The organism is Mesorhizobium sp. M1A.F.Ca.IN.022.07.1.1, from assembly GCF_003997575.1.
GTDB lineage: Bacteria > Pseudomonadota > Alphaproteobacteria > Rhizobiales > Rhizobiaceae > Mesorhizobium.
Genome location: NZ_RZST01000021.1, coordinates 1 through 16,683, shown reverse-complemented (window position 1 = coordinate 16,683; position 16,683 = coordinate 1). Strand labels below are relative to the sequence as shown.

The 16,683-nt window shown below is 65.5% G+C and carries 13 protein-coding genes, 1 tRNA gene and 1 pseudogene; 10 read left to right on the top strand and 5 right to left on the bottom strand.

The annotated features are described in order from the left end of the window. Positions 1-13: 13 nt before the first annotated feature. From EOA75_RS04930 to EOA75_RS04885, 10 genes and pseudogenes are all read left to right on the top strand, one after another. The gene (locus tag EOA75_RS04930) at positions 14-919 is read left to right on the top strand and encodes an SDR family oxidoreductase (protein ID WP_127323759.1); all 906 of its coding nucleotides are present in this window, start codon (positions 14-16) and stop codon (positions 917-919) included. Between the two features lie 190 nt (positions 920-1,109). Further along, on the top strand, positions 1,110-2,192 hold the full coding sequence (gene mepA, locus EOA75_RS04925; RefSeq protein ID WP_164747282.1) for a penicillin-insensitive murein endopeptidase: 1,083 nt from the start codon (positions 1,110-1,112) through the stop codon (positions 2,190-2,192). A gap of 263 nt (positions 2,193-2,455) precedes the next feature. Next, a complete protein-coding gene (locus EOA75_RS04920; RefSeq protein ID WP_127323757.1) occupies positions 2,456-3,475 on the top strand; it encodes a glucokinase in 1,020 nt (339 codons plus the stop codon). 131 nt (positions 3,476-3,606) lie between these two features. Continuing rightward, positions 3,607-5,466, top strand: a complete 1,860-nt coding sequence (locus tag EOA75_RS04915; RefSeq protein WP_127323756.1) for an ABC transporter ATP-binding protein — start codon at positions 3,607-3,609, stop codon at positions 5,464-5,466. Continuing rightward, positions 5,463-6,284 carry a 4-hydroxy-tetrahydrodipicolinate reductase gene (gene dapB, locus EOA75_RS04910; protein ID WP_127323755.1) on the top strand — a complete coding sequence of 274 codons (822 nt, stop codon included), beginning with the start codon at positions 5,463-5,465 and terminating at the stop codon, positions 6,282-6,284. Before EOA75_RS04915 ends, dapB begins: the two co-directional genes overlap by 4 nt. Positions 6,285-6,379: 95 nt before the next feature. Beyond that, positions 6,380-7,000, top strand: coding sequence for a 2,3-bisphosphoglycerate-dependent phosphoglycerate mutase (locus tag EOA75_RS04905; RefSeq protein WP_067003230.1), 621 nt, complete (start codon positions 6,380-6,382; stop codon positions 6,998-7,000). Between the two features lie 396 nt (positions 7,001-7,396). After that, positions 7,397-7,481, top strand: a tRNA-Leu gene (locus EOA75_RS04900). 123 nt (positions 7,482-7,604) lie between these two features. Beyond that, positions 7,605-8,324 (top strand): hypothetical protein, encoded by a 720-nt coding sequence (locus tag EOA75_RS04895; protein WP_095825095.1) that lies wholly within the window; start codon positions 7,605-7,607, stop codon positions 8,322-8,324. Between the two features lie 86 nt (positions 8,325-8,410). Beyond that, positions 8,411-10,070, top strand: a pseudogene (locus EOA75_RS04890) (FAD-dependent oxidoreductase). Then, positions 10,070-10,375: a UBP-type zinc finger domain-containing protein gene (locus tag EOA75_RS04885; protein WP_067003235.1), complete on the top strand. Its 306-nt coding sequence runs from the start codon at positions 10,070-10,072 to the stop codon at positions 10,373-10,375. The pseudogene EOA75_RS04890 and the gene EOA75_RS04885 overlap by 1 nt, the downstream one beginning before the upstream one ends. Positions 10,376-10,411: 36 nt before the next feature. Here EOA75_RS04885 and EOA75_RS04880 read toward each other — a convergent pair whose 3' ends face one another. From EOA75_RS04880 to EOA75_RS04855, 5 genes are all read right to left on the bottom strand, one after another. Further along, complete coding sequence (locus EOA75_RS04880; RefSeq protein WP_164746949.1) at positions 10,412-10,594, bottom strand: hypothetical protein; 183 nt, start codon at positions 10,592-10,594, stop codon at positions 10,412-10,414. A 102-nt stretch (positions 10,595-10,696) separates the two neighbouring features. Continuing rightward, a complete protein-coding gene (locus EOA75_RS04875; RefSeq protein ID WP_127323754.1) occupies positions 10,697-11,518 on the bottom strand; it encodes an aspartate/glutamate racemase family protein in 822 nt (273 codons plus the stop codon). Positions 11,519-11,557: 39 nt separating this feature from the next. After that, complete coding sequence (locus EOA75_RS04870) at positions 11,558-12,796, bottom strand: D-amino acid dehydrogenase (RefSeq protein WP_127323753.1); 1,239 nt, start codon at positions 12,794-12,796, stop codon at positions 11,558-11,560. A 279-nt stretch (positions 12,797-13,075) separates the two neighbouring features. After that, complete coding sequence (locus tag EOA75_RS04860; RefSeq protein WP_127323752.1) at positions 13,076-14,245, bottom strand: PLP-dependent aspartate aminotransferase family protein; 1,170 nt, start codon at positions 14,243-14,245, stop codon at positions 13,076-13,078. After that, positions 14,242-15,678: a pyridoxal-phosphate dependent enzyme gene (locus EOA75_RS04855; protein WP_127323751.1), complete on the bottom strand. Its 1,437-nt coding sequence runs from the start codon at positions 15,676-15,678 to the stop codon at positions 14,242-14,244. Before EOA75_RS04855 ends, EOA75_RS04860 begins: the two co-directional genes overlap by 4 nt. Between the last annotated feature and the right edge of the window lie 1,005 nt (positions 15,679-16,683).

The window sequence follows — 16,683 nt, the reverse complement described above, 5'->3', positions numbered from 1 at the left end:
GAGGATTTAATTGATGGGCGAGAGACGCTTCTTCATTTTCGGCGCCGGCTATTCCGGCAAGGCTATTGCGAGAGCCAATGAAGATGGCGCGCCGATCCTTGGGACGACGCGATCGCCGGGAAAGTTCGAGGCCTTGCGAGAGGCGGGCATCGAGCCGTCAAGCTTCGACGGTTCGTTGACGGCGGAAATCAGCGACGCGCTTCGGCACACAACACATCTCATCGTCTCGGTCGCTCCGGACGAAGCGGGCGATCCGGTGCTCAACGCGGCAGGCGAGGCGATCCGGGCCAAGATGCTGGCGCTCAAATGGATCGGCTATCTTTCCACTGTCGGCGTCTACGGCGACCATGGCGGCGCCTGGGTGGACGAGAGCGCCGAGTGCAGGCCGGTTTCGAAGCGCTCGGTAATGCGGGTGGCGGCCGAACAGGAATGGCTGGCTCTTGGGCGGGAAATCGGAAAGCCGGTAGCGATCCTGCGGCTTTCCGGCATTTACGGCCCGGGCCGCAACGCGCTGGCCAATCTCGAGGACGGCACCGCGAGGCGGCTGGTCAAGCCCGGCCAGGTCTTCAACCGCATCCATTGCGACGACATCGCCGGCGCCCTGTGGCACCTGGCCGATAGGAACCGCGGCGGCATCTTCAATGTCACCGACGACGAGCCGGCGCCGCCGCAGGATGTCGTCGCCTACGCCGCCCGGCTGATGGGCGTGGAGGCGCCGCCGGAAATCCCCTTCGAGACGGCGCAACTTTCGCCCATGGCGCGGTCCTTCTACGGCGAGAACAAGCGCGTCGCCAACGCCGCGATCAAAGCGGCCGGCTACAGCTTTCGTTTGCCGAATTACCGGGTGGCGCTGGAGCGGATGTGGGCCGACGGCAACTGGCGAGACGGACAGCCGCGCAGCCCGATGAAACGCTCGTGAGCGAAGCGACGTGCATGGCGTGATATGATTCGCGCCTGAACTGCGTCGCGAATCTTTCGGATCCGCTTCGTGCGCTCCAGGTTTGATTTTATGCATGTCTTTGTCCCGAAACCGGGTCCCACTTTCGGGAGACATGTTTTAGCATGCCGCCCGAGATTGCGTCGCGCCACTGGAGAGGGGACCCGACCTGATGACGTTGCGACCGCTGCCCGACAGGAAGCTGTTCCTGACCGCCGCGCTTGCCCTGGTGACCTTAGCCGGGCTGGCGGCGGCCGCGATCTCGGCCGAACCGCGCGCAAAAGACCTGTTCGGCGCCAAGAAGCTGCCGGCGGTGGCGCAAGCGCAATCCTTCGGCTTTTACTCAAGAGGCTGCTTCACCGGCGGCGTCGCCTTGCCGGTGGACGGGCCGAGTTGGGAGGTGATGCGCCCCTCGCGAAACCGACGCTGGGGCCATCCGGCGATGATTGCGCTGATCGAGAAGCTCGCGCGAGACGCCCAGGCGGATGGCTGGCCGGGGCTGCTGGTCGGCGATGTCTCGCAGCCGCGCGGCGGCCCGATGACGACCGGCCACGCCTCGCATCAGATCGGCCTCGATGCCGACATCTGGCTGACACCGATGCCGCGGCGCCCGCTGACCATGGCGCAGCGCGAGAGCATGAGCGCGACGCTGATGGTCGACGAGAAGACGCATCTGGTGAAGGACGCGCTGTGGACGCCGTCCCATACGCGGCTTTTGAAGCGTGCGGCGAGCTACCCTGAGGTCGAGCGCATCCTGGTCAATCCGGGCATCAAGAAGAAACTTTGCGACACGCTCACCGGCGATCGCTCCTGGCTGCGCAAGATCCGGCCGTTCTGGGGCCATGACTATCATTTCCACATGCGTATCGGCTGCCAGGCGGGCTCGCCTGGCTGCAAGGCGCAGGAGGCGACGCCGGCCGATGACGGCTGCGGCAAACCGCTTGCCTGGTGGTTCACCGAGGAGCCGTGGCGGCCCAACAAGAACCCGGATGCGCCGAAAGCGCGCGATCTGATGACCATGGCCAATTTGCCGAAGGAGTGCCAGGCGGTGCTTGCAGCGCCGGACGCGCCTTCTCTGGAAGCGGTCACCTATCAGGGCGACGGCGCGGCAGCGGTGGCGGCGGCCAAATCGAAAGCGACCGAGCCGGCGGAGACGATCTCCAGCGATGCGGCGACGCTGCCGGCGGCGGCGAGCTCCTTTGCGCCGACGCCCAAAATCGGCATTCCAGTGCCCCGGCCAAGGCCGGGGAACTGAGGCCACGCCACGGCGTCCAGATGGTCGAGGCCGGCGGCGCCCCACATCCGCCTGGCTGCCGCAATGCGGGCTTTCTTCTTGCGAAGCTGGCGATTGGCGAAACCATTGGCGACAGTGCCCCTCTCCCCGTCACTGACGGGGAGAGGATTCCGACAGGCAGGTGAGGGGCGGCGCCGACGCTCGAGATAGGCGCCAAAGCCGCTTTCCCTTTGCAGGACCATGCGCTAGTCAGCGACGGAGCGGGAACGAACGGGACAAAAAGCATGGTTGGCGAAGACGATACAGCGCTGCGGTTTCCGGTCCTGATCGGTGATATCGGCGGCACCAATGCGCGTTTCTCGATCGTGCTCGACGCCAATTCGGAAGCGACCGAGCCGCAAATCGTCCAGACGGCCAATTTCAAGACCATCGACGAGGCGATCCAGGCGGCGGTGCTCGACCGCTCGTCGATCCAGCCGCATTCGGCGGTGCTGGCGGTGGCCGGGCCGGTCGACGGCGACGAGATCCGACTGACCAACTGCCCCTGGGTGGTCAAGCCGCACCAGATGTTTGCCAATCTGGGCTTGAGCGAGATCGTCGTGCTCAACGATTTCGAGGCGCAGGCGCTGGCGGTGGTGGCGCTGGGCGAAGAGCATATGGAAAAGATCGGCGGCGGGACGCCGGAGCCGAATGCCGGCCGGGTCGTGCTCGGCCCGGGGACGGGGCTCGGCGTCGCGGGGCTGATCTACGCGCTGCGCCGCTGGATACCGGTGCCGGGCGAGGGCGGGCATATGGATATCGGCCCGCGCACGCCGCGCGACTTCGAAGTGTTTCCGCATATCGAAAAGCTCGAGGGTCGCATCTCCGGCGAGCAGATCCTGTGCGGCCGCGGACTGGTCAATGTCTATCGCGCGGTGGCCAGGGCCGACGCAAAGCCGACGCCTTTCACGACGCCGGCGGAAGTTACCGCGGCCGCGCTCGCCAAATCCGATCCGGTGGCACAGGAAGCGCTGGAAGTGTTCGTCACCTGCCTCGGCCGCACCGCGGGCGATCTCGCGCTGGTGTTCATGAGCCGCGGCGGCGTTTTCCTGACCGGCGGCATCGCGCAAAAAATCGTGCCGGCATTGAAAGCGGGCAATTTCCGCGCCGCGTTCGAGGACAAGGCGCCGCACAGCGCGCTGATGCGCACGATGCCGGTCTATGTCATCACCCACCCGCTGGCCGCGCTTCTCGGGCTGGCCGCCTATGCCAGAACCCCGTCGCTTTTCGGCGTTCAGACCGCCGGACGGCACTGGCGGGCATGAGCGCGCCCGGGTTCGGGATGGCAATCGGCCACCGCGACGAAGTTTCGCCATAGGCAAGCCGTAGCCGGGGCGCTAAGAGGGTGCCGACATGCTCCCCGACCTTTGACGAGAACCCACGAAGCGCTGCCGATTTGACATTTCAAAATCCAAACAAGCTAAAGGCCCGGCCCGGCGAGGTAACGGCGGTACTGCGCCGTATCATCGCCGAGAACGGCTATGACCATCGCTGGTCCTACGCGATCGTCATCGTCTGCTCGTTATTGGTTTCGGGCGCGACCGCCTTTTCGGCCTGGGTCATGGCGCCGATGGTCAATCAGATCTTCTACGAGCGGAGCAGCGACGCCGTCTGGTGGATTTGCGCCGGCTTCATGGGCGCCTTCCTCGTGCGCGGCTTCGCCGGCTACGGCCAGGCGGTGATGCTGGCCACGATCGGCAACAATCTGGTCGCCCGCTACCAGAAGCGCAGCTTCGACCAACTGATGAAGCTCGGCGTCAATTTCTTCAACGACACGCGCTCGGGTCGACTGGCGGCGCAGCTGGACGAGAATATCGGCGGCATCCGCGACCTGCTGTCGCTGACATTGATTTCGATCACTCGCGACGCAGTGACGCTCGTCGGCCTGGTCGGCCTCATGGTCTACCAGGATCCGGTGTTGTCGCTGAGCTCGCTGCTGATCGGGCCGCCGCTGATCTGGGCCGTCGTCTACATCACGCGCCGGGTGCGCAAGATCAATCGGGAATCCGTGCTGATCAATTCTCGGCTGAGCGGGTCGGTGCAGGAGGCCACCCAAGGCATCGCCATCGTCAAGGCCTTCACCCTGGAGGACGAGCTTAAGCGCCGCATCGGCAGCATGGCCGACACGGCCGAACAGCGCAGCAACAAGATTACCCGCGTCTCGGAACGGCTGTCGCCGATTTCGGACATGCTGGCCGGCCTCGCCGTGACCGCCGTCATCGCTTATTCCGGCTATCGGGCATTGTATCTCGGTCAGCCGCCGGGCGCGGTCTTTTCCTTCATCACCGCACTGATCTTGGCCTATGATCCGGCGCGGCGGCTGGCGCGCATGCAGGTGGCGATGGAACGCGCGCTGGTCAACGCGCGCATGATCTATGAATTGCTCGACCTCGAGCCGAAACAAAGCGACGCGCCCGACGCCGCCGAAGCGAAGATCATTTCCGGCGAAGTGACCTTCAACAATGTGACGTTCGGCTATAGCGCCGACATGCCGGTGCTGAGGGATCTGAGCTTTACCGCCGCCGCCGGCAAGGTGACGGCGATCGTCGGCGCTTCGGGCGCCGGCAAGTCGACGCTGGTGGCGCTCTTGCAGCGCTTCTATGACGTCGACGAGGGCAGCATCGAGGTGGACGGCCAGGACATCTCGAAGGTGACGAAGCGGTCGCTGCGCCAATCGATCGCCTATGTCTCGCAGGCGCCGTATCTCTTCGAAGGCACGATCCGCGACAACATTCGCTACGGCCGGCTGTCGGCCACCGAAGCCGAGATCGAGCAGGCGGCGAAACAGGCCGCCGCCGACGAGTTCATCCGCCAGCAGCCGCAAGGCTACGACACGCCGGTCGGCGAAGGCGGCTCGACGCTTTCCGGCGGTCAGCGCCAGCGCGTCTCGATCGCCCGCGCCATCGTGCGCCAGGCGCCGATCCTGCTGCTCGACGAGGCTACGTCGGCGCTCGACAACGAGGCCGAAGCGCGCGTCCAGGAAGCGCTCACCCATGTCATGGAAGGCCGCACCACCATCGTCATCGCGCATCGGCTGTCGACCGTGGTCAATGCCGACCGCATCATCGTGCTGGAAGAGGGACGGCTGGTTGAGGAAGGCACACACGCCTCGCTGATGGCCGACCCGCACAGCGTCTATGCCCGCTTCCACCGGGTGCAGGGCAAGAAGGGGCTGGGGCTTGTCGATGACGCCAAGACAACCCAAACTCCTCTGCCGCGCACGCGCGCGAAGAAGACCGTCGGGAGAAGCGCATGAGCGAAACGGGCGATATGGGCCTGGTGGTGGTGGGCGCCGCCGGCCGGATGGGTCAGACGCTGATCCGCGCCATCCACTCCATTCCCGGCGCGTGCGTTGCCGGTGCCGTCGAGCGGCCGGACTCGCCGCACCTCGGCAAGGATGCCGGAGAGCTCGCCGGCATCGGCACCATCAATGTGCCGATCGCCGACGACCCGCTGCCGGTCTTCGCCAAGGCCGACGGCGTGCTCGATTTCACGGCCCCAGGCGCAAGCGTCGAATTCGCCGGCTATGCCGCGCAGGCGCGCATCGTCCATGTCATCGGCACGACCGGCTGTTCGGCCGATGACGATGCGAAGATCGCCGCGGCGGCGCGCCACGCGACCATCGTAAAATCCGGCAATATGAGCCTCGGCGTCAATCTTTTGGCGGTGCTGGTGGAGCAGGCGGCGCGCGCGCTCGATGCGCAGGATTTCGACATCGAGATCCTGGAGATGCACCACAGGCACAAGGTCGACGCGCCGTCCGGCACGGCGCTGCTGCTCGGCGAAGCGGCGGCCAAGGGCCGAGAGATCGCGCTCGCGGACAACAGCGTGCGTGTGCGCGACGGCCATACCGGCGTCCGCAAACCCGGTGCGATCGGCTTCGCCAGCTTGCGCGGCGGCTCGGTGGTCGGCGAGCACAGCGTGATCCTGGCCGGCACCGGCGAGCGGATCACGCTCGCCCACCAGGCCGAGGACCGGGCGATCTTTGCCCGCGGCGCGGTCAAGGCGGCGCTCTGGGGCCGACGCAAGAAGCCGGGCCTCTATTCCATGCGGGACGTGCTCGGCCTGGGCTGAGGTTTTTTTCTGCTTTTCTTCCGCAATTCCGGGCTGAAAACCTCTACACACTTTTCCTGGAATTGCTCAAATCCAACCACGTATCAGGAGCAAACATGTCGGGAACTCTCGTGCTCGTGCGCCACGGCCAGAGCGAATGGAACCTGAAGAACCTGTTCACCGGCTGGCGCGATGTCGACCTCACCGACCAGGGCAATGCGGAGGCGCTTGCCGCCGGCGAGAAGCTCAAGGCGCGCGGGCTGAAATTCGACATCGCTTACACCTCGGCGCTGAAGCGGGCGCAGAAGACCTGCCAGCACATTCTCGACGTGGTCGGCCAAAGCAAGCTCGAGACCGTCCGCGACCAGGCGCTCAACGAACGCGACTATGGCGATCTCTCCGGCCTCAACAAGGATGACGCGCGCAAGAAGTGGGGCGAGGAGCAGGTGCATATCTGGCGCCGCTCCTACGACGTATCGCCTCCCGGTGGCGAAAGCCTGAAGGACACCGGCGCGCGCGTCTGGCCCTATTACCTGCACGATGTGCAGCCGCATGTGCTGCGCGGCGAGACGGTGCTGGTCGCCGCGCACGGCAATTCGCTGCGGGCGCTGATCATGGCGCTGGACGGCAAGTCGGGCGAAGAGATCGTCAAGCTGGAGCTCGGCACCGGCGTGCCGGTGATCTACAAGCTCAACGCCGATTCCACCGTGGCAAAGAAGGAAGTGCTGGAGGGGTGAGGGATTCCATGGTTCCGGCCCCGCTCGGAACGGGTGGCCGTCTCGGGACAACCGCTTCAGGCCGGAATTCCGTCTCGCCGTTAAAGACCAGCGTCGGCGCCGCCCCTCACCTGCCTGCCGGCATCCTCTCCCCGTATAGTGACGGGGAGAGGGAAGCTCCGGCCGCCGATTTCGCCAATCGCCTGCGTCTCAAGAGGACGCCAACGCTGCGGGCCAGCCCCTTCTCCCCGTCCTATACGGGGAGAAGTGCCCGGCAGGGCGATGAGGGGCGGGGCCGACGCCGACAATTGCCGTCCGTGCCTGAAATCAACCCCAGCTGCCCTCTGGTCAGTCTTGAGCTCCTCGAAAAAACCGCGTTGACACGCTTCGTTTGCCCGCTTACATGAGCGCCCACCAGCCCAGATGGCGGAATTGGTAGACGCGCACGGTTCAGGTCCGTGTTCCGCAAGGAGTGGAGGTTCGAGTCCTCTTCTGGGCACCAAATTCCCGTTTCAGACGATCTGACGCGATGAGCAAAAAGCCCGGATTTTCCGGGCTTTTTTGTGCCTGCAACTCGTCTCGGGTTAAACCGTTCCTATCTTGTCTGTTAAGCCGAGGTTCCGTGATGCCCGCGCCGTTCAAGGAGTGGAAGGTTCTGCCGCATGGCAGGCTCTCTCCTGTCGACGACGATATTCTGACGGTGACCGGCGACATACCGATGCCGGTCGGCAACCTGAAACGGCGCATGACCGTGGTGCGATTGCGCGACGGACGGCTCGTCATCTTCAGCGCCATCGCGCTCGACGACGAACAGATGCGCGCGATCGAGGCCTTCGGCCAGCCGGCCTTCCTGATCGTCCCTAACGACCATCACCGGCTCGATGCAAAGCCATGGAAAGATCGCTATCCCACGCTGCAGGTGATTGCACCGGCGGGCGCGCGCAACAGCGTCGAGAAGGTGGTGCATGTCGATGCGGCACGCGGCGACTTTGGCGATCCCGACGTCAAGCTCGTCACCGTCCCCGGAACCCGTGATCGCGAAGCGGCGCTGCAAATCGACGGACCGAACGGCACGACGCTCGTTCTCAATGATATCGTCGGCAACATCCGCGGCGCATCCGGTTTTGCCGGCTGGGCATTGCGCATGATGGGATTTGCCGGTGATGAGCCGCGTATACCCTGGCCGGTCAAGCTGACGATGGTCGGCGACAAGGCGGCACTCGCAGCGCAATTGAGACGATGGGCTGACCTGCCGGCGCTCAAGCGCATCCTCGTCTCGCATGGCTCCGTCATCACCGATGATCCGCAGGGGGCGCTGCGCAAGCTGGCGAGGTCGCTTGGATAGCTGACAGCGTAGCGGCCACCTGCCCTTCCGGCCAGTCCCTGAACAAACCGCTTCAAACCCGCTGCCGCGGACGCTACGGTCCGGTCATGGCCCCCTCCGTCAGCCCGACGATCGCCGCCCGCCGCGACCAGATGTTCCCCGTGCTCGCCAATGCGGACATCGAGCGCATGCGCCGCTTCGGCGTGCCAAGAGCCTACGGCGCCGGCGAGCATATCGTGACGGCCGGCACGGTCTCGCCCGGACTGATCGTCATCCTGTCAGGCAAGGTCGACATCACGCAGGCCAGCGGTCTTGGCCCGCGCGAGGCGATCATCACCTATGGTCCGGGCAATTTCATCGGCGAGCTGGCGCAGCTTTCGAGCCGGCCGTCGCTGGTCAATGCCGAGGCGACCGAGCCGGTCGAAGCCATCGTCATCCCCTCGCAGCGGCTGCGCGATCTGATGGTGCAGGAGGCGAATCTCGGCGAGCGCGTCATGCGCGCGCTGATCCTGCGCCGTGTCGGCCTGCTCGAGAGCGGCACCAGCGGGCCGATCGTCATCGGCCGTCCCGGCAATGGCGATGTGCTGCGGCTGCAGGGTTTCCTCACCCGCAGCGGCCTGCCGCACCGCGCGCTCGATTCCGACACCGATCCCTGCGCCAAGACGCTGATCGAGCGTTTTCATGTCGATCCGCACCATCTGCCGATCGTGCTCTCCCGGCGAAAGCGATCTCGCCCGCTGCGTCGGGCTGCTGCGGCCGCTCGACGCCGGCAAGATCTACGACGTTGCCATCGTCGGCGCCGGGCCGGCGGGATTGGCGGCCGCGGTCTATGCGGCCTCCGAGGGGCTGTCGACCATCGTGCTCGACTGCCGCGCCTTCGGCGGGCAGGCGGGGGCATCCTCGCGCATCGAGAACTATCTCGGCTTTCCGACCGGCATTACGGGCATGGCGCTGATGGCGCGCGCCTACAACCAGGCGCAGAAGTTCGGGGTCGAGATGGTGATCCCCGATGAAGCCAAATTGCTCGGCGCCGCCGACAACATGGCCGGCTACCGGCCGGACGTTGGCGACGGCGAGACCCTGCGCGCGCGCACCGTGGTGATCGCCAGCGGCGCGCGCTACCGTCGCCTCGACATCGCCAATATCGCGCAGTTCGAGGGCACGTCCGTGCATTACTGGGCCTCGCCGATCGAAGCACGGCTCTGCCGGGACCAGGAAGTGGCGCTGGTCGGCGCCGGCAACTCGGCCGGCCAGGCGGCCGTCTTTCTCGCCAGCCAGGTGCGCAAGGTGACGCTGTTGGCGCGGCGCGACAGCTTTGACGCCACCATGTCGCGCTATCTGGTCGAGCGGATCGTGGCGCAGCCGAACATCGAGGTGCTGACGGAAACCGAGGTCGAGGCGCTCGACGGCCATGACGGCAACCTCGACCAGCTGTGCTGGCGCAACCGGGTCACCGGCGTGGCGACGACGCGGACCATCCACCACCTCTTCCTGTTCATCGGCGCCGACCCGAACACCGACTGGCTGGCGCGCTGCGACGTGGCGCTCGACGCTAAGGGCTTCGTGCGCACCGGACCGGATGTGGCGCCGGGACACGGCCCGATGGAGACGAGCCGCAGCGGCGTGTTCGCCATCGGCGATGTGCGCTGCGGCTCGACCAAGCGTGTCGCGGCCGCCGTCGGCGAAGGCGCTCAGGTGGTGGCCGCGCTGCATGCCTATCTTGCGCGCAACGGCGGGCGTGCTGCTCAGCCCGAAAGGAGACCCTGATGGACGAATGCAGGCATACGGACGACATAAAGGATGTCGTGCCGAGCGCCCTCGGCTGCGAGGAATGCCTGAAGAGCGGCTCCTGGTGGGTGCATCTCAGACTCTGCCGCACCTGCGGCCATGTCGGCTGCTGCGACGACTCGCCCAACCGCCACGCCACCAAGCATTTCCACGCCACTCAGCATCCGGTCATCGAAGGCTACGATCCGCCCGAAGGCTGGGGCTGGTGCTATGTCGACGAGGTGTTCATCGACCTCGGCGACCGCACGACGGCGCAGAACGGCCCGATCCCGCGCTTTGTCTAGCGTGCACGGAATACCGCGAGCCTCTTGCCGGGTCGCCTACTTCACCGAACTGGTGACGGTCCGGTCGATGACGACGTGATCGCGGTCGTTGCCGGCAAGCGCGCCGATGATCAGCAGGCTGACGATGATCGGGACGAACAGGATCGCCACACGCGCCTGCACGTAGAAGATGGCGCGCCATTCATTGCGCTTTTCGGGGCTGTCGTTCATCGCGCTCACTCTGTCCTGCCTCCCGAAGCGGGACATAGTAGCGAAGCGTTAAGCAACCTTTTCCGCAAACGTTAACCGGCGGATTTCGAACAGGCCAATCTGCCAATCGGATCAGGCAATCGGCAACGCGAACAGCCGGCCGCCGGAAGGCACGACGTCGTCGATGCCGGCGAGCCGCAGGCAGTGCCAGGCCATGGCGTGGTTGGACGAGGTGACGGGAATGCCGATGCGCCGTTCGAGATCCGCCACCGCCTCGGCGACGCGCAGGCTGGTGCAGGAGATGAAGATCGCGTCCACGCCGGGCGCCGACGCCATGCGCTCGGCCGCGGCCTCGATCGAGGCGAGCGAGATGCGGGCCGCCTCGCGGTCGTCGCGCCGGTCGAAAGTGGCGACGGCGGCAATGTCGAGGCCGCGTCCGGTGAAATAGGTGACGAGGCCCTGGTTGATCTCGGGGGCATAAGGCGTCAGCAGGCCGATGCCCTTGGCGCCGAGCGCCTTGAAGGCGGCAAGCGCGCCCGTCACCGGCGTGGTGCAGGCGACGCCCGGCCGCGCCTTCCTGATCTCGGCGAAGACGGCTTCCTCGCCGAGCGTCATGGTGGCCGAGGTGCAGCCGAAGCCGACGACGTCGAGCGGGATGCTGGGCAGGATGAGGTCGACGGTCGGCGCGATGCGCGGGCCGATGGCGCGCAGCGTGTCGGGGGTGATGTCGTTGTCGTTGAAGAGGCGGGCCTCGTAGAAGGCGACGCCCGGAATGCGCACCAACGCGCGGAACTCATGCTCCAGCGTCTGGTCGGTGGCGAGGATCGCAAGCCCGATCGCCGCGCGCGAGGCAAGGCCGCCGTCGAGTTCGGACGGCAGCACGCCCAGATCGACCGGCTTGGGATCGACCGGTCCCGAAGATTGAGGGCGGGTAGCAGCCGCGCTGATAGACATGGCATTCCCTTTCTTGGCCGATCCCCCGGGATCATGCTCTCAATTCAAAAGACCGTCCATCGAGATGGCCGGTTTGCGGCCGGCGATCAGGTCGGCGGTGATGCGCGCCGAGCCATGCGACATGGTCCAGCCGATATGGCCGTGCCCGGTGTTGAGATAGAGATTGCCGAGGCGGCGGCACCCGAATTCGGGCAGATTGTTCGGCGTCATCGGCCTCAAGCCCGCCCACATCTCGGCGCGGTCATAGTCGGCGCCCTCGGGATAAAGCTCCTGCGTCACGCCCTTCATGAAGGCGAAATCGGCCGGCCTGTGGCTGGTGTCGTAGCCGGCGAATTCCGCCGTCGCGGTGACGCGCAGCCGGTCACCGAAGCGCGACACGGCGACCAGATTGTGCTCGTCGATCGCCGCTATGGTCGGCGGCCGAGGCCGGTTGCCGATCGGAATGGTCAGCGAATAACCCTTGATCGGGTAGATCGGCAGGCTGATACCGACGGTCTTCGCGATCAGCGGGCTGTAGGAGCCGAGCGCCAGCACATAGCCGTCGCCCTTGACGCTGCCCTTGTCGGTCAGCACCTGTGCCACGCCATCGCCCGAGGTCTCGATGCCGATGATGGTCGTGCCGGTGCGGATTTCGCCGCCGCGCTCGGCGACCTTCGCCGCGAGCGCCCGGGTGAATTTGGCCGGGTCACCGGTCTCATCGGTCGGGCAATGGATGCCGCCGGCGATCTCCCGCGCGGAAGCCAGCGACGGGTCGAGGGCGACGATGGCGTCGCGGTCGAGCACCTTGATCAGCTGGCCGTCTGATTCAAGCAGCCGCATATGCTCGACGCCTTTATCGAGCGCCTGCTGGCTGCGATAGAAATAGAGAATGCCGCGATCGTTGCGGTCGTAGTCGATCTGCTCGTCGGCAATCACCTCGTGCAGCACGCTCTGCGAATAGACGGCAAGCCGATGCTTGAGCAGCGTGTTGCGCCTGGCCTTCTCGGCCGTGCATTCCATCAGGAACAGCCACGACCAGCTGTAAAGCCTCGGATCGGCCGCCAGCTTGAAGCGCAGCGCCTGGTCCTTCAGCACCAGCGATTTCAACAGGATTAATGGCGCCCTGGGCGACGACCAGACGAAGGAATGTCCCGGCGCGATCATGCCGGCATTGCCCCAGCTGGTCTCGGCGGCGACTTGGCTCTGGCGCTCGAGGACGACCACCTCGTGCCCGTCCTTCTGCAGCTGATAGGCAGTGGTGACGCCGACAACGCCGCCACCCAACACGATCACGCGCATCACGCCTCCGGAGATCGCATGTTGGCAGGCAGTTTAGTCGGTGGATTGCGGTCTGCAATGGCACAGGCACCGAGATGTCGGCGGGACAGCGCCCCTCTCTGGCCTGTCGGCCATCTCCCCCTCAAGGGGGCAGATCAGATGTCACGGCGGCTTTCGCAAATTACCGGCGTTGCAGCAAGGGTGAGGCGATGAAACAGCCAATCTCCCCCCTCGTGGGGGAGATGTCCGGCAGGACAGAGGGGGGCGCGAAGGATCACAACGATTGATCCTCGAAGGCACTCACCCCCGCAACGCCTGCTCCAGATCCGCGATCAGATCGTCGCCATCCTCGATTCCACAGGACAGCCTGACCAGCGAATCCGATATCCCAATCGCCCCGCGCTTCTCCGCGGGGATCGAGCCGTGCGTCATCAGCGCCGGATGCTCGATCAGGCTTTCGACGCCGCCGAGGCTTTCGGCGAGCGTGAAAAGCTGCGTGCGTTCGAGGAAGCGTTTGGTGCCGGCGAGGTCGCGGTCGAGGTCGACCGAGATCATGCCGCCGAAGGCGTGCATCTGGCGCTTGGCGATCTCGTGCTGCGGGTGGCTCGCCAGCCCGGGGTAGACGACGCGGCGCACGTCCTTGCGGGCTTCCAGCCACTGCGCGATCTTCAGGCCGTTGGCGGAATGGCGCTCCATCCGAAGCGCCAGCGTCTTGATGCCGCGCAGCGCCAGAAAACTGTCGAACGGGCCGGAAATGGCGCCGATGGCGTTCTGCAGGAATTTCAGCCGATCGGCCAAATCCTTGTCGTCGCCGACGACCGCCACGCCGCCGACCATGTCGGAATGTCCGTTCAAGTATTTCGTCGTCGAGTGGACGACGATGTCGATGCCGAGCTCCAGCGGCCGCTGGATGTAGGGGCTGGCAAAAGTGTTGTCGGCGACAGTCAGCAGGCCTTTGCGCCTGGCCAGCGCCGCCAGGCCTTCGAGGTCGACGACGCGCAGCAGCGGGTTGGTCGGCGTCTCGACCCAGAGCAGCTTTGTCTCAGAGCGGATCGCACTCTCGACGGCGGCAAGATCGGTGAAGTCGGCGAAGCTGACCTGCAGGCCGGCGGAACGCTTGCGCACCCGCTCCATGAGCCGGAACGAGCCGCCATAGATGTCGTCGGTGGCCACCACATGGACGCCGGCGTCGAAAAGCTCCAGCACCGTGGCTATCGCGGCCAGGCCTGAGGCGAAGGCGAAGGCCGCGGTGCCGCTTTCGAGGTCGGCGACGGCCCGTTCGAAGGCGAAGCGCGTCGGGTTCTGGCTGCGAGCATACTCAAAACCCTTGTGCACGCCGGGTGACTGCTGGCCATAGGTGGAGGTGGCGTAGATCGGCACCATCACCGCGCCGGTCAGCGGATCGTGGCTCTGGCCGCCATGGATGGTGCGAGTGGAAAAGGCCAGGCGGTTCTTGCCGTTCGAAGTCATTTTGCGCGACGCCTCAGATGGTTGATCAGGTCGATACGGGTGATCAGGCCGATGAATTCGTCGCCCTCGAAGACGATGGCGACCTCGTTGCGGTCGAAGACGGGGAGCAGCGCGTCGAGCGTCTGGCTGGCCTGCAGCGTGTGCAGGTTCGAGGTCATGGCCGTGCGCACCGGGGCGTTGAAGCGATCCCAGCGGCCGTCATAGGGGCCGTCGACCTTGGCCAGGATATCGCTCTCGTCGACGATGCCGACGAGCTTGCCGTCATCCAGCACCGGTAGCTGCGAGACATCGGAGCGGCGCATGCGGCCATAGGCGTTGAGCAGGGTTTCCTCGGGGCCAACGGTCACGATGTCACCAGTGCGCGGCGAGCGCATGACGAGGTCGCGCAGGTCGCCGTGCTGCTCTTGGTCGGCCAAGCCCTGCTCGGCGAGCCAGATGTCGTCGAAGACCTTCGACAGATATTTGTTGCCGCTGTCGCAGACGAGGGTGACCACGCGTTTGGCCGTCGTCTGATCGCGGCAGTAGCGCAGTGCCGCCGACAGAAGCGTGCCGGAGGACGAGCCGGCCAGGATGCCTTCCTTGGACAGCAGGTCGCGCACCGCCAGCATGCTCTGCTTGTCGGGGATGGAATAGGCTTTCTTGACCAGCGACAGATCGGCGTTGGGCGGCACGAAATCCTCGCCGATGCCTTCGACGGTCCAGCTGCCGGCCTCTGTCATCTTGCCGGTCTTGATCAACGGCGCCAGCACCGAGCCGACCGGATCGGCAAGCACCATCTCGGTCTTCGGCGAATGCTTCGCGAAAAAGCGGCCGACACCGGTGAGCGTGCCGCCGGAACCGACGCCGACCACCACCGCGTCGACATCGCCTTCGAGTTGCGAAAAGATTTCCGGGCCGGTGGTGCTTTCGTGCGCCAGCGGATTGGCGGGATTGGCGAACTGGTTGGCATAGAAGGCGCCGGGAATTTCGGCGGCGATCTTCTCGGCCATGTCCTGGTAATATTCGGGATGGCCCTTGCCGACATCGGAGCGGGTCATGCGCACCTCGGCGCCCAGAGCGCGCAGATGCTGGATCTTCTCGCGCGACATCTTGTCGGGCACGACGAGGATGATGCGGTAGCCCTTGGGAATGCCGACCTGGGCGAGGCCGAGGCCGGTGTTGCCGGCGGTGGCCTCGACGATGGTGCCGCCGCGCTTCAGCCTGCCATCCTCCTCGGCGGCCGCGATCATCGACAGCGCGATGCGGTCCTTGATCGAGCCACCGGGGTTCTGGCTCTCGAGCTTGATGAACAGCCGGCACTTGCCGGTATCGAATTTGGTGAGCTCGACCACCGGTGTCTGGCCGATCAGGTCGAGCACGGAGGCGTAAGGCGGACGCAACCGCGACAAAGCGCTTTCCGCGCCGTCCGGCGCCGCTTTCCTGTGCACGCTCATCTCGGACCCTCCATGGGAAGCAGTTCCGACGGGATCGGCCGTCACCAGTCTGCGCATGATGCCGCCGAACGCCATGCCGGGTTCACAGATCACACGCTGTTGTCTTTTCCAGCCCTTTTCATCCGGAAAGAAGATAGATCGTGCCATTCCGGCGACGAGTGGCGGAATGGAATTTCACGGGCGGCGCAGCACACCGCCTCTAAATGTTGAAAGCCGGCGGGACAGCGCCCCCCTCTGTCCTGCCGGACATCTCCCCCACAAGGGGGGAGATTGGAGCTCGACCCTTGGCGCCCTTGCTTGCAAATGTTGGCGATTGGCGAAAGCCGACGCGACATCTGATCTCCCCACCTGTGGGGGAGATGGCCGGCAGGCCAGAGGGGGGCGCCGTAGAGCGCCGACCTCAGCAGAAATTTCACCCCAGCAACTGCTTGCTGAGCTTCGCGCGTTGCGCGCGGATGTCGGGATGGCGTCGATCTCGAAGAGGTGCCCCGGCGTCAGCGGTCCGACGGCGGGAGTCTGCGCGCGTCGCTTCGACCGTCCAACCGGACGCGCGGCGCCATCTTGCCGGTCGGCTCAAACGCGCGGGCGGTTTGCCCAACGGAGGCCGATCAGCGCCAGTAAATTCCTGATCAGTCGCATCGGCGAGATCCCCGCGCAAAGTCGATCCTTCACCGGAACGCGCGCGCAGTAAAGGAGCGGAAGGAAGCGAAGCAATCGCTTCCGCTTTTACTTGCGCCCCGAGGGCCGTTCCTACTCGGGACTTCCTGCGAAACCGGGTCGGTCTCCATGAAGAATACGCTGGCGCTCGCGGGAGATGTCATGACAAACTGTTTCGCGGCGACTCCAAACGTGTGCCTTTGCCATGGAACCGCCAGACGCTTGCCGCATTTCATGCCTCATTCGGCACTTACGGCGGGTTGTCTATAACGGAGCCCACCCCTAAAAGATGAATAAAACCAACCGCACCGCGCTTGTCGCGGCAACGATCGCGGCTGGCCTGATGGC

What these genes read in the sequence shown, in the direction of transcription:
- EOA75_RS04920 (WP_127323757.1), top strand. Translation starts at nt 2,456, where the DNA reads ATGGTTGGCGAAGACGATACAGCGCTGCGGTTTCCGGTCCTGATCGGT.
- EOA75_RS04905 (WP_067003230.1), top strand. Translation starts at nt 6,380, where the DNA reads ATGTCGGGAACTCTCGTGCTCGTGCGCCACGGCCAGAGCGAATGGAAC.
- EOA75_RS04860 (WP_127323752.1), bottom strand. Translation starts at nt 14,245, where the DNA reads ATGACTTCGAACGGCAAGAACCGCCTGGCCTTTTCCACTCGCACCATC.
- EOA75_RS04885 (WP_067003235.1), top strand. Translation starts at nt 10,070, where the DNA reads ATGGACGAATGCAGGCATACGGACGACATAAAGGATGTCGTGCCGAGC.
- EOA75_RS04895 (WP_095825095.1), top strand. Translation starts at nt 7,605, where the DNA reads ATGCCCGCGCCGTTCAAGGAGTGGAAGGTTCTGCCGCATGGCAGGCTC.
- EOA75_RS04930 (WP_127323759.1), top strand. Translation starts at nt 14, where the DNA reads ATGGGCGAGAGACGCTTCTTCATTTTCGGCGCCGGCTATTCCGGCAAG.
- EOA75_RS04855 (WP_127323751.1), bottom strand. Translation starts at nt 15,678, where the DNA reads ATGAGCGTGCACAGGAAAGCGGCGCCGGACGGCGCGGAAAGCGCTTTG.
- EOA75_RS04870 (WP_127323753.1), bottom strand. Translation starts at nt 12,796, where the DNA reads ATGCGCGTGATCGTGTTGGGTGGCGGCGTTGTCGGCGTCACCACTGCC.
- dapB (WP_127323755.1), top strand. Translation starts at nt 5,463, where the DNA reads ATGAGCGAAACGGGCGATATGGGCCTGGTGGTGGTGGGCGCCGCCGGC.
- EOA75_RS04875 (WP_127323754.1), bottom strand. Translation starts at nt 11,518, where the DNA reads ATGTCTATCAGCGCGGCTGCTACCCGCCCTCAATCTTCGGGACCGGTC.
- mepA (WP_164747282.1), top strand. Translation starts at nt 1,110, where the DNA reads ATGACGTTGCGACCGCTGCCCGACAGGAAGCTGTTCCTGACCGCCGCG.